Origin of the sequence: Xenorhabdus sp. SGI246 (assembly GCF_040838225.1) — a bacterium.
GTDB classification, from domain to species: domain Bacteria; phylum Pseudomonadota; class Gammaproteobacteria; order Enterobacterales; family Enterobacteriaceae; genus Xenorhabdus; species Xenorhabdus indica.
Genome location: NZ_JBFPEZ010000007.1, coordinates 42,082 through 55,001, shown reverse-complemented (window position 1 = coordinate 55,001; position 12,920 = coordinate 42,082). Strand labels below are relative to the sequence as shown.

Genomic DNA, 12,920 nt, shown 5'->3' with positions numbered 1-12,920 from the left:
TGCTTCTTACGATACTATCTTTTACTGCATGGCGTGATCAGACACATCACTGCTGTGTACGATGTATAGACTCTGTATCCGACAATTTGTTCCCCAACATTTAAGATTCAATCACTACTTTTACGTAACATGATGAAAAAAGAGAGCATTATGTTATATTGTCTGAAGATTACCTTATATTTTATTTTGAATGTTAACAAATTGTTGTATTTTGTAAAGACAGGCCCGCCAACAAGCGCTATGCTGAATATGATGCACCTTGATAACATGCCATATCATGCCAAATAAGGAATAAACATGCTAAAAAACATAATATTACCTTTAATATTGGGCTTAGCTTCAATATCTGCGTTTGCCCACAATATTACTGTCGAAAAACCCGTTCCTGTTGTCATCGTAACAGATAAAGGTGAACTACTTCTCAATGACAACAAGTTTAGCTATCAGAAATGGAACAGTGCAGAACTTCCAGGGAAAGTAAGGACTATACAGCATATTGCCGGGCGCAGCTCAGCCAAAGAGATGAATGATCCCCTTATTCAGGCTTTGAAAGCGGCTGACCTCCCGAAAGATCAATATCAAACCACCAGTATTGTAAATACCGATGATGCTATTTTTGGCACCAGTGCTTTCGTCCGCAGCAGTCTTGAAGACAGTAAAAAAGAGTTTCCGTGGTCACAATTTATTGTTGATAGTCATGGTGTTGTAAAAAAAGAATGGGGGCTGGAACCCAAAAGTTCAGCAATCATTGTGCTGGATAAGCACGGTAAAGTGAAATTTGTCAAAGATGGCAAATTAAGTCCTGAAGAGATCACACACGTTCTTGCTTTGATCAAAGAAGAACTGAAAAATTAATTATCTTCTTATTTCTCTGTCACATTGGTGATAATGGTTTCGTAGCAGGAACCATTATCACTTTAGCTATTATGATAAAGACAATTGGTGTTAAGACGATGGTGTTAAAACGGTAACATAAAAATTGAGCTATGATTCGTATCACTCATTAAAAAATCGTCACTCTGAACCCCGGATTCAAAAAAGATTCACGCGGTACATAACTTAGTGTTTTACCTGCCCAATCTGTTACATGTGCACCCGCGGCGATTGCAACAGCGTGACCCGCGGCAGTATCCCAAATATTTGTTGGCCCGAAGCGGGGATAAAGCTGTGCTTTCCCTTCAGCAACCATACAAAATTTAAGTGAAGATCCGACTGATAACGTCTGATGCGTACCTAATTGAGTAAGATAATCTTTCAGTTCATCATCCATGTGTGAACGACTAACTACAACAGTGGGTGGTATTGCAGCAACAACTTTAATGGGAAATTTCTGCCCATTCGTTTCTTTCCACGCCTGACGTTCCTGCCCTGAATAAAGCACATCATGTGCGGGAACATAAACCACCCCCATCACGGGTATACCATCCTCAATCAGTGCAATATTAACGGTGAATTCACCATTTCGGTTAATAAACTCTTTTGTTCCATCCAGCGGATCCACCAGCCAATAACGCTGCCAGTTTTTCCGTTCATCCCATGTTGGTGGATCTTCTTCTGACAGTAACGGAATATCAGGCGAAATACGCGTCAAACCCGCTTTAATGATCTTATGGGCGGCAAAATCCGCCGCAGTAACAGGTGAATCATCCGTTTTATGTTTTACTTGTAACGGTTGCTCATCATGATAAACCGCCATGATTGCTGTTCCTGCTTCCCGTGCCAATTGGCAGATCTGTTGTAACATCATACACCTCTGCATTTTCTAAAATAAAATAGCCGGCTAGCCGGCTATTTTATTGATCAGAATTACAGAATCTCAAGTAATTCGACTTCAAAGATCAATGTACTGTAAGGAGGAATAGAAGCACCGGCACCACGCTCACCATAAGCCAGATTATGCGGAATATAGAGCTCCCACTTGGAACCAACAGGCATCAGAGTCAACGCTTCAATCCAACCTGGGATCACACCACTGACAGGGAATTCTGCTGGTGTTCCACGTTGTACAGAGCTATCAAACACAGTGCCATCAATCAGACGGCCAGTATAGTGAACACGGACACGATCACTGCGGGCAGGGATTGTGCCATCACCCTGAGTCAGAACAGAGAACTGCAAACCAGATTCTGTGCTGTTTATACCTTCACGCTGTGCATTTTCTGCCAGGAACTTTTTGCCTTCTTCTGCCATCGCCTGCTGGCGTTCACGACGAACGCTATCAGCACGTTCATGTACTTCACGCAGAGCACGATGCAGTTCTTCCACAGGAAGTGCCGGAGCACGGTCTTCCAATGCATCACACAAACCTGCCAGCAGAGCTTCTGGCTCCAGTCCCTGCAAACCAGATTCCTGCAACTGTTGCCCAACCTGCAAACCAATACCGTAGCTTGCTCGCGCCTCAATAGATTCAAAAGAAGGTTTTGTCATGAAATTACCTGTTATTAAATGGATAAAGGTTCAAGCATAACAGCCCTGTCTGGATGGGTAAACGCGTGAAGGGATTTAAAAGGAAGTTTTGCTCTTGCAAAACATTTTTTGAATTATAACCAACAAAAAACGCCAGCATTGCCAGCGTTTTTTGTGTTCACATGTTCTGTCGCTAATCAGAGATTAAGCTTCTGGAACGACGTTAACGTTCAACTGTGCGAATACATCGCTGTGTACCTGAAAGTGAACTTCGTGCTCACCAACAGTACGCAGAACGCCGTTAGGCAGGCGAACTTCGCTCTTAGATACAGCAACACCAGCCGCAGTAATTGCGTTAGCGATGTCACGAGTACCGATAGAACCGAACAATTTACCTTCGTCACCCGCTTTAGAAGCGATGGTGACAGAACCCAGTGCGTTGATTTGCTCTGCACGAGCTTGTGCTGCTGCCAGAATGTCAGCCAGTTTAGCTTCCAGTTCAGCACGGCGCGCTTCGAAGAATTCGATGTTTTTCTTAGTTGCAGGAACAGCTTTGCCCTGTGGAACTAAGAAATTACGGGCATAACCCGCTTTAACGCTAACTTGGTCACCCAAGCTACCCAGGTTTGCTACTTTATCAAGCAGAATAACTTGCATTACCTTATCCTCTCAAAGTCGTGAATGGACTGTGCCTATTACTGATGACGATCAGTGTAAGGCAACAAAGACAGGTAGCGCGCACGCTTGATAGCACGAGCGAGCTGGCGCTGATATTTTGCACGAGTGCCGGTGATACGGCTAGGTACAATTTTACCACTTTCGGTAATGTAGTTTTTCAGCGTAGCAATGTCTTTATAATCAATCTCTTGTACGCCTTCCGCTGTGAAACGGCAGAACTTGCGACGACGGAAATAACGTGCCATTTGGCTAGTCTCCAGAATCTATCAATTCAATCTGCTCGGCATGAAGAACCAGTTTGTTAAGACCATTACGCCCATGGTGGGAGTTAATGAATCCTGAAACGGTTATTCGACTACCGACCGTTATACTGTGAGTATATTCCTGTAACAACTGTCCACTGGCAATAACGGGCATTCTGCACCATGATTGCCTGTTTAATCCGGCTTCCTGTTGCTGTGAACGATGTTCAAGCACAAACTGACAATGCGGAATACCGGATGGACTGACTCTTCGTATCGGTGCTTTGCACACTGTGCCGGAAAGCACCAAACGATTGGTTGTCACGATGATTACTCTTCAGAATCCCCAGCTTCATCAACATCATCAACCAGGTCTTCTTCCAAGACCAGGTCACGGCTGCGACGTTCGTCTTTAGCCTTAACCATTGGTGATGGTTCAGTTATTGCGTGCTTAACGCGCATAACCATGCTGCGGATAACGGCATCGTTGAAGCGGAAATTAGTTTCCAGCTCATCAATTGCTTCTTGTGGCGCTTCAACGTTCATCAGAACGTAGTGAGCCTTGTGCAGTTTGTTGATTGGATAAGCCAGTTGACGACGGCCCCAGTCTTCCAGACGGTGAATCTGACCTTGCGCGTTAGTGATAGTCGCACTGTAACGCTCGATCATGCCCGGAACCTGTTCGCTTTGGTCAGGATGGACCATAAAAACGATTTCGTAATGACGCATTATCATTGCTCCTTACGGATTATTCAGCCTCCTGTCAGGGTCAGCCGTGGCCCATGGAGGCAAGGAACGTGTTGAGTACGGCTGAAAAATTGACGCGTCACTATACCCGCACAATAAAAAAAACTCAAGCAACTATTGGGCGCTTCTTTGGCGCACAATTTCAAACAGGCAGATTCCTGTTGCTACTGATACATTCAGGGAAGAGACTGAACCCGCCATTGGAATACTAATCAGTTCATCGCAATGTTCACGGGTCAACCGACGCATCCCTTCACCTTCAGCCCCCATAATCAGAGCCATCGGACCTGTCAGTTTGCTCTGATATAAAGAATGCGTGGCTTCCCCCGCAGTTCCGACAATCCAAACATTATTTTCTTGTAGTAATCGCAGAGTACGGGCAAGGTTCGTGACACGGATCAGCGGAACACTTTCTGCCGCACCGCAGGCAACTTTTTTCGCGGTTGCGTTCAATTGAGCGGAACGATCACGAGGGACAATAACTGCATCAACTCCTGCCGCATCGGCAGTTCGCAAGCAAGCTCCCAAATTATGCGGATCGGTGACACCATCCAGAACCAACAAGAAAGGACGCTCCCATTGAGCTAACAGATCAGGTAAGTCATTCTCCTGATATTGTCGTCCAGGCTTAACTTTAGCAATAATACCCTGGTGTACCGCGTTTTCTGTCTGCACATCCAACCATTGACGGTTAGCCAGTTGAACTGAAACACCGATATTTTCCAATTCCTGTAACAGCGGAGTTAAACGGCGATCTTCGCGCCCTTTCAATACATACACTTCCATAAAACGCTGTGGATCACGTTCCAATAAGGCTTTAACGGCATGAATACCGTAGATAATTTCACTCATGACTGGATAATACCTAAAAAATTGAAGGCGGCAGAAACCGCCCCTGATTATCTGTAATTTGTAGTTGTTAGCTATTTGTCTGTCAGTTATTTTCGCGCGTTTTTTTCGCGCGTTTTGCTTTCAATTTTGCGGTTATCTTTTTGGTTTTGTCTGAAACTTTTTTCTTCTTGCCTGATTTATTGTTTGATTTATCTTGCTCCGTTTTTTTCTTCTGACGGAACTCACTGTCTTGACGGAAAACACGATCTGACTCGAAATTGGCTGATTTTTTATAATCTCGCCCTTTTTTGGCATTTTTACGTTCAGAAGCACCTTTTTTTGCTTTATCTCTTACAGTCTTACCTTTATTACGAGCTTTGCGGGTAGTAGAAAGCAGAATAAAGTCAATCTTGCGCTCATCCATATGCACCGCTTCTACACGAATTTCCACTTCATCACCGAGCCGGTAAGTCTGCCCGGAAGATTCACCTATCAGACGCTGGCCGACATTATCATATCGGTAATAGTCATTATCCAATGTTGAAACATGCACCAAACCATCAATGAAAAGATCATGCAGTCTGACGAAGAAACCAAAACCAGTTACACTGGTAATCAGACCAGTAAAAATATTACCTACCTGATCTTGCATGAAATCACATTTCAGCCAATCTGCCACATCTCTTGTCGCTTCATCGGCACGACGTTCAGTCATTGAACAGTGGTCACCCAATTGTAGCATCTGATCCATATCATTGTGCCAGCCACCCGTTGGTGTCCAATGTTGCTCAACAGTGCCATTCTCTTGTGCCAGCAGGTATTTGATCGCACGATGCAATGCCAAATCAGGATAACGGCGGATTGGCGATGTAAAATGCGCATAAGAACGCAGAGCAAGACCAAAATGCCCACGATTTTCCGGATCGTAGATGGCCTGTTTCATAGAACGCAATAACATTGTCTGCAACAGTTCATGATCAGGTCTTTCAGCAACTATTTTCATCAATTGAGCATAGTCTTTTGGCTCTGGTGTCATGCCTCCCAATAGACTCAGTCCCAATTCATTAAAGACTGAGCGTAAATTCAGAATACTTTCTTCTTTCGGTCGGTCATGAATACGATACAAAACAGGTTCACGCTGCTTTTCAACAAAACGGGCTGCCGCAATATTTGCCAGGATCATGCACTCTTCAATGAGTTTGTGAGCATCGTTACGTACTACTGGCTCAATCCGTTCAATACGACGTTCTGCATTGAAGATAAATTTTGCTTCTTCAGATTCAAACGAAATCGCACCACGTTCATCACGCGACTTATCCAATGCCTGATAAAGTTCATGTAAGTGCTCAATATGCTTTATCAAGGGCTTGTAATGCTCACGCAGCTCTTGATCGCCCTGCAAGATTTTCCATACTTTGGTGTAAGTTAAACGAGCATGAGAATTCATTACAGCTTCGTAAAACTTGTATGAAGAGAGTCTCCCTTGGGCGGAAACCGTCATTTCGCATACCATACACAGGCGATCAACTTCCGGGTTAAGTGAACACAATCCATTCGACAGAACTTCCGGCAACATCGGCACAACTTGCGATGGAAAATAAACTGAGTTACCACGGCTGCGTGCTTCCGTATCCAAAGGCGTTTGTGGGCGCACATAATAACTGACGTCTGCAATCGCTACCCATAACCGCCAGCCACCGCCCCGTTTTCTTTCGCAATAAACCGCATCATCGAAATCACGGGCATCTTCACCATCAATAGTAACTAATGGTAATTCTCGTAAATCAACTCGCCCTTGTTTAGCCGATTCCGGTACATTTTCATCCAGATCAGCGATCTGTTTTTCCACCATTGGCGACCAATGATAGGGGATTTCATGGGTTCGAAGAGCAATATCAACTGCCATGCTTGTTCCCATCGTTTCACCGAGTACCTCAACAATTTTACCAATCGCTTTAGTACGGCGAGTCGGGCGATTCGTCAATTCCACAACGACGACATTACCCATTCTTGCCCCACAGATCTCCTCTTTAGGGATCAAGATATCGAAACACAGACGGCTATCATCAGGTACAACAAACCCCATACCGGCATCAATAAAATACCGTCCAACAATTTGGCTGTTCTTTGGCACCAACACTCTTACAATTCGAACTTCAACCCGACCTTTACGATCCGGACGCAAAGGCTGTGCCAGTACTACATCGCCATGGATCGCCATTTTCATCTGCTCTGCCGACAAATAAAAATCTTCTTTGTGGCCTTCCACTCGCAGAAAACCGTAGCCATCACGATGACCAATGACTGTCCCTTTCAATAAGTCCAACCTTTCTGGTAACGCATAACACTGGCGGCGAGTGAAAACTAATTGCCCATCACGTTCCATTGCCCGCAAACGACGGCGCAATGCTTCCTGTGCATCGGCGCTGGTTAACTGAAGTTCTTGTGCTAGTTCCTGACGATTTACCGGAGTGGTGTGTTTAGAAAGGATATCCAAGATATATTCCCGACTTGGGATAGGAGATTCGTATTTTTCAGCCTCTCGTTCCTGAAAAGGATCTTTTGACATCGCAATTCCTCTGTTGTCATCAGTAAGCTGTTTATCCCCATATTTCATTTCTTGCTTCATTTTGTCAGCAACAATTTATAAAGGGGACGATTGTTTTCGACCATATCGGCCAAAGTATATTGATTCAATTCTGCCAAAAAATTTTCTACTGCTTGATTCAATACTGATTTTAAACGACAAGCAGGTGTAATATGGCAACTACTACAGTTAACTAACCCAAGTGGTTCTAATGCACGAACCACATCACCGATTTTAATCTCGTTAGCGGCCTTACCCAGACTAATGCCGCCATTTTTCCCCCTAACAGCATTAACTAGCCCCAGGTTACTCAGTTGATTAATTATTTTTACCATATGATTACGTGAGACACCGTAAGCTTCTGTTACTTCAGTAATGTTTGTCATCTGGCCTTCTGGTAAAGAAGCCATATAAATCAGGGCACGCAAGCCATAATCGGTAAAACTGGTTAACTGCACACTTACCTCTGGGTGGCTGAATATAACGGGGGGTTATTGATAACCCAACAAACAGATATTATTGGTTTATCATTAGCTGGTCACATTATGTGGGTATTTTAAAAATTAAGCAAAACGAGCTGCCGCCTTTCCTTCTATCTCCTTAAAACACAAAATCAGACAGTCAATAGTCAGGCTAGCTTAGGACTCTTTCCTGACGCACCAGAATATATTCAGGTTCAAGAGATTTTTCCTGAAAAGTTCGTCAGCCTGGAGGATAAAGCGGTGCTACCAACCAAAGGAGAATGATCACTAGAGGAATGGCTACAGCGACCCCATGTGATGTTGGCCTTACGACCCGATGCGAATGACGAAATCGAAAAAACCTTATCATTACTAGGGCTAAAGCGTCATATTGCCTTAGCTCTGCCACTGGAGTGCGGCGGTGGAATTCCTACCTGGCACTGACCTCATATTGACTGTTGCCAGCCGAATCTTAGAACCAATGCATCGGTACAAAGCATTACGACAATTCAAGTCGCCTTTTGTTCTTCCCGAATTTGCATATCAGCAAACTTGGCATATTAGACGAGAAAGAGACGCAGCACATCGCTGGTTGCGTCAGGCTATATTGACTGTAGCCAGTCCCTAATCCACTAAAACCCTGTGACCGGGGTGAGTGAGGACAGTCAACAAAGAGACATCTCAAAAAACGGAAGGTATAAATTGGGACCAGTCAAAACCCAGTCCAGTAATACAAACTTATATCTATTTTTTCGCGCAGCTATAACTTGGAGAAGAACAAGGCGACAGGGATAAGTAGGTAGGTATTGTGGGCTTGCCAGTAACTTAAACCGGGCATAAAGCCCGGTTGTAGATACTTTAAAGATTTAAAATCATCAATTAAGCATCAAATGGATCCCGCAGGATCATGGTTTCAGAACGATCCGGGCCAGTAGAAATAATATCAACAGGAACGCCAGTTAGCTCTTCAACACGTTTGATATAATTCAATGCTGCTGCTGGCAACTGGCTGTGTTCTTTAACACCGAAAGTACTTTCATCCCAACCTGGCAGAGTTTCATATACCGCTTCCAAACCTTCCCAGTTTTCTGCAGCCAATGGCGTAGTCTCAATGACAGTACCATCAGGCTTACGATAGCCAACGCAGATTTTCACTTCTTTCAAGCCATCCAGTACGTCCAGTTTAGTCATACAGAAACCGGACAGAGAATTGATTTGGATCGCGCGACGAATAGCAACGATATCCAACCAGCCAGTACGACGGCTACGCCCTGTGGTTGCACCAAATTCCTGACCTTTCTGACGCAAATATTCACCAGTTTCATCAAACAATTCAGTTGGGAATGGACCAGCGCCAACACGGGTAGAGTAAGCTTTAATGATACCTAATACGTAATCAACATAACGTGGTCCCAGACCTGAACCAGTTGCAACACCACCCGCGGTAGTATTAGAAGAGGTTACATAAGGATAAGTACCGTGATCGATATCCAGCAATGTACCCTGCGCACCTTCGAACATTACCAGCTCACCTTTCTGAGTTGCTTTGTAGAGCAGGTCAGAAACGTCAACTACCATGCCGGTCAGAATATCCGCAACTGCCAGAATATCATCCAGCGTTTTCTGATAATCAACAGCAGGTTCGTTGTAATAGTTAACCAACTGGAAGTTATGGTAATCAATGATTTCTTTCAGTTTAACTGCGAAAGTTTCTTTATCGAACAGATCGCCCACACGCAGGCCACGACGAGCCACTTTATCTTCGTATGCAGGCCCGATACCACGACCAGTTGTACCGATCGCCTTAGCACCGCGCGCCTTTTCGCGGGCATTATCCAATGCAACATGATAAGGCAGGATCAACGGACAAGCTTCAGAAATAAGCAAGCGTTCACGTACAGGAACCCCACGCGATTCAAGCTCCTTCATCTCTTTCATCAAAGCATCTGGTGCTAAAACGACCCCATTTGCGATAATGCTAATGACATTTTCACGTAAGATCCCAGATGGGATTAAGTGGAGAACGGTTTTTTCACCGTTGATGACTAGTGTATGGCCTGCATTATGGCCGCCCTGATAACGAACCACATATTTAGCCCGTTCAGTCAGCAAGTCGACGATTTTACCCTTGCCCTCGTCACCCCATTGGGTGCCCAATACGACAACGTTCTTACCCATTTCAAAAGTTCACTCGGTTGCTTAAAAATGGATTCTAACATCTCATTTAGCACCTTTCAGTATTTTTTCTCACTTCTGTTATTTCGTTTCGTCATATTAATGGGCTGCTAAGTAAACATTGGTAATGATGGCAGACAAAAAACTAGCATGAAAAAGCCACTGTAAGAAAACTTACAGTGGCTCAAATGAGATTTCTTTTTTCAATTCAGGCGAATATAAAACAATTCACCTATCAGAACTCATTAGTTATTAACACGGTTAACATGATCACGCTGTTTAGTCGGCTCTTTCATATAACGGAAGAAATCAGTATCCGGGCTGAGAACCATGATATTCCCCTCATTCTTGAAACTTTTTTCATAAGCACGCAAGCTACGGATGAAAGCGTAGAAATCAGGATCTTTATTGAAAGCATCAGCAAACAGTTTAGTGGCTTCTGCATCGCCTTCACCACGTAAAACCAGTGCCTGACTATATGCCGCTGCTTTAATCTCAGTAGCTGATTTGTCAGCCGCAGCACGGACCTTCTCAGCCTCTTCCATACCCTGTGAACGATGGCGACGTGCTACCGCTTCACGTTCTGCACGCATACGCTGATAGATTGCACCAGAAACTTCATCAGGCAAGTTGATTTGCTTGATACGGACATCCACAACTTCAATTCCTAACGCAGCCATACTGTTCGGGTTGAAAGCGGGTTGTTTACCTTTAGTTTCTTTCTTCACACGGGCAGCAGCAGAGGCGATTGCACTGTCTGCGGAAGAATCCTCATCACTTGTTCCCAGGTTCAGGGCATTACGCACATCCGTCGTCAAACGACCACGGGAATCTGTTACAATACCACGGACATCCAGTCGACCAATTTCAGAACGCAGGCGGTCACTGAATTTACGTTTTAACAGCACTTCAGCTTGAGAAATTGCACCATTTCCCGTTGCCAAATAATAGCTACTGAAATCTTTAATCCGCCATTTCAGATAAGAGTCAACAATCAGGTCTTTATTTTCACTTGTCAGAAAGCGATCAGCCTTGATATCCATCGTCTGGATACGGGCATCAAGTGTTTTGACAGTTTCAATAAATGGAATTTTAAAATGCAGGCCGGGCTGATAAACCATTGGCTTATTTTCAGCATCACGCACCACTTTGCCAAAGCGCAGCATGATACCACGCTGACCTTCATATACGATAAATATTGATGAATACAGCACAACCAATACGGCGGCAATAGCAAAGACGAACGACTTACGCATGATTATGGTCTCCCTTGTCTTGTCGTATCACCACGCAGGTTGTTTGAATCATCATAACCAGAACTGCCATAACCAGAGTTGCTATAACTAGATGGCCCGTGTGTTGGTGTAGAATGTGTCGCGCTGCGTTGCTCCGATGTTACCTTCACTTCTGATGGCTTAACCTTTGCGGCTTCAGCTTGACTACGCAGAACCTGATCCAGTGGCAATACCAGCATATTGTTGCTCTTTTCATTTGCAATCACTTTACGGGTATTACTCAGAATACGTTCCATCGTCTCAATATAAAGGCGCTCACGGGTAATTTCCGGTGCAGCTTTATATTCTGGCAGGATTTTAGCGAAACTTGCCACTTCACCCTGTGCATTCAATACGACACTGACTTTATAGGCTTTAGCTTCTTCGATAATACGTTGAGCGTCACCCTTGGCAATCGGTAAGACAGAGTTTTTATAGGCTTCTGCTTCACGAATCGTTTTCTGCTCTTCTTCGCGGGCTGCGATAACGTCATCAAACGCCGCTTTCACCTCTTCAGGTGGACGCGCAGTCTGGAAGTTAACATCCAACAAAGTGATCCCCATATTGTACGGACGAATGGTTTCTTCCAGTACCTTTTGGGTATCGTTACGCACAATAGTACGATCCGCAGTCAGAATTTTTTCCATTGTGTATTTGCCGACAACCCCGCGCACAGCACTGTCGGTCGCTTGATGCAGGCTGTTATCAGGATTAGTGACATTGAAAAGATAGGCGGCAGGGTCAGTAACACGATACTGAACGTTCATTTCAGCACGTACTACGTTTTCATCCGATGTCAACATAACACCCGATGTTGCCAATTCACGAACAGATTCAACGTTAACAGCACGAACCCGGTCGATAAATGTCATCTTCCAGTTCAAGCCAGGCTGCACGATATGGCTAAATTTACCCAATCGGGTAACAACACCACGTTCTGTTTCTTTAATGGTATAGAAACCACTTACAACCCAAACAGCAACTGCAGCAGCAACGGCGAGACCAATAAGACGCCCACCAAATTTAAGGTTCTGTCCAGAACCATTTCCACCTTTGTTTCCACCGAGACCACCGAGTTTTTCACTCAGTTTACGGAACAGATCGTCGAGATCAGTTGCTCCACGGTTTCGACCACCTTTATTGTTGCCGCCGGAGTTGCCGCCATTATTATTGCTGCTTCCCCACGGGTCGCGGTCCTGTCCGTTATTACCGGGCTGATTCCACGCCATGTTTTAGCTCCACTTTTAGTTTTTCACTGGTTTTTCAGAGGTGACTGCTCTCCACCCAGATGGGTGAGGCTTCCCACTTCACAGGCCGTTGCCTGTCCCTGACAGGTCTGACAGCGGCCTCCATGGGCAGAAACGATAACTTTCATCGTTTCGCAAGCAACCAATATTTTTGGGTGATACTTTTGACAGTGCTGATTCGGTCACTGCAATTCTGGCACAGTCATTTCATCACCACCATTCCATCACCGCTATTCCATGACTTTAAGCACCTTGAAATGGCAGACAAAATG

15 protein-coding genes are annotated in these 12,920 nt (G+C 44.6%); 2 read left to right on the top strand and 13 right to left on the bottom strand.

Annotated elements, in window-relative coordinates; translation table 11 throughout:
* Positions 1-297: 297 nt before the first annotated feature.
* Entirely contained in the window at positions 298-855 is a 558-nt protein-coding gene (locus tag ABLA85_RS02600; protein WP_367961082.1) for a YtfJ family protein, read from the top strand.
* A 148-nt stretch (positions 856-1,003) separates the two neighbouring features.
* On the opposite strand, the gene cysQ is transcribed toward ABLA85_RS02600, so the two are convergent.
* From cysQ to nsrR, 9 genes are all read right to left on the bottom strand, one after another.
* Complete coding sequence (gene cysQ / locus ABLA85_RS02595) at positions 1,004-1,744, bottom strand: 3'(2'),5'-bisphosphate nucleotidase CysQ (protein ID WP_367961239.1); 741 nt, start codon at positions 1,742-1,744, stop codon at positions 1,004-1,006.
* Positions 1,745-1,806: 62 nt separating this feature from the next.
* Positions 1,807-2,427 carry a peptidylprolyl isomerase gene (locus ABLA85_RS02590; protein WP_367961080.1) on the bottom strand — a complete coding sequence of 207 codons (621 nt, stop codon included), beginning with the start codon at positions 2,425-2,427 and terminating at the stop codon, positions 1,807-1,809.
* 183 nt (positions 2,428-2,610) lie between these two features.
* Positions 2,611-3,063 carry a 50S ribosomal protein L9 gene (rplI, locus tag ABLA85_RS02585; protein ID WP_367961078.1) on the bottom strand — a complete coding sequence of 151 codons (453 nt, stop codon included), beginning with the start codon at positions 3,061-3,063 and terminating at the stop codon, positions 2,611-2,613.
* 38 nt (positions 3,064-3,101) lie between these two features.
* Positions 3,102-3,329, bottom strand: a complete 228-nt coding sequence (rpsR, locus tag ABLA85_RS02580) for a 30S ribosomal protein S18 (protein ID WP_000135199.1) — start codon at positions 3,327-3,329, stop codon at positions 3,102-3,104.
* A 4-nt stretch (positions 3,330-3,333) separates the two neighbouring features.
* Positions 3,334-3,651 (bottom strand): primosomal replication protein N, encoded by a 318-nt coding sequence (gene priB, locus ABLA85_RS02575; RefSeq protein ID WP_367961076.1) that lies wholly within the window; start codon positions 3,649-3,651, stop codon positions 3,334-3,336.
* A gap of 5 nt (positions 3,652-3,656) precedes the next feature.
* On the bottom strand, positions 3,657-4,055 hold the full coding sequence (gene rpsF, locus ABLA85_RS02570; RefSeq protein WP_038261402.1) for a 30S ribosomal protein S6: 399 nt from the start codon (positions 4,053-4,055) through the stop codon (positions 3,657-3,659).
* Between the two features lie 132 nt (positions 4,056-4,187).
* Positions 4,188-4,925, bottom strand: a complete 738-nt coding sequence (gene rlmB / locus ABLA85_RS02565) for a 23S rRNA (guanosine(2251)-2'-O)-methyltransferase RlmB (protein WP_367961074.1) — start codon at positions 4,923-4,925, stop codon at positions 4,188-4,190.
* 82 nt (positions 4,926-5,007) lie between these two features.
* The gene (gene rnr, locus ABLA85_RS02560; protein WP_367961238.1) at positions 5,008-7,473 is read right to left on the bottom strand and encodes a ribonuclease R; all 2,466 of its coding nucleotides are present in this window, start codon (positions 7,471-7,473) and stop codon (positions 5,008-5,010) included.
* A 56-nt stretch (positions 7,474-7,529) separates the two neighbouring features.
* Positions 7,530-7,949 (bottom strand): nitric oxide-sensing transcriptional repressor NsrR, encoded by a 420-nt coding sequence (gene nsrR / locus ABLA85_RS02555; RefSeq protein WP_367961072.1) that lies wholly within the window; start codon positions 7,947-7,949, stop codon positions 7,530-7,532.
* Positions 7,950-8,270: 321 nt separating this feature from the next.
* Here nsrR and ABLA85_RS02550 point away from each other — a divergent pair, with 321 nt between their 5' ends.
* Positions 8,271-8,396, top strand: a complete 126-nt coding sequence (locus tag ABLA85_RS02550) for a hypothetical protein (RefSeq protein ID WP_367961070.1) — start codon at positions 8,271-8,273, stop codon at positions 8,394-8,396.
* A 435-nt stretch (positions 8,397-8,831) separates the two neighbouring features.
* On the opposite strand, the gene ABLA85_RS02545 is transcribed toward ABLA85_RS02550, so the two are convergent.
* From ABLA85_RS02545 to ABLA85_RS02530, 4 genes are all read right to left on the bottom strand, one after another.
* On the bottom strand, positions 8,832-10,130 hold the full coding sequence (locus tag ABLA85_RS02545) for an adenylosuccinate synthase (protein ID WP_367961068.1): 1,299 nt from the start codon (positions 10,128-10,130) through the stop codon (positions 8,832-8,834).
* Positions 10,131-10,372: 242 nt separating this feature from the next.
* A complete protein-coding gene (gene hflC, locus ABLA85_RS02540; protein ID WP_367961067.1) occupies positions 10,373-11,383 on the bottom strand; it encodes a protease modulator HflC in 1,011 nt (336 codons plus the stop codon).
* A gap of 2 nt (positions 11,384-11,385) precedes the next feature.
* Positions 11,386-12,630, bottom strand: coding sequence for an FtsH protease activity modulator HflK (hflK, locus tag ABLA85_RS02535; protein WP_367961065.1), 1,245 nt, complete (start codon positions 12,628-12,630; stop codon positions 11,386-11,388).
* A 23-nt stretch (positions 12,631-12,653) separates the two neighbouring features.
* A complete protein-coding gene (locus tag ABLA85_RS02530; protein WP_367961064.1) occupies positions 12,654-12,776 on the bottom strand; it encodes a hypothetical protein in 123 nt (40 codons plus the stop codon).
* Positions 12,777-12,920 lie beyond the last annotated feature (144 nt).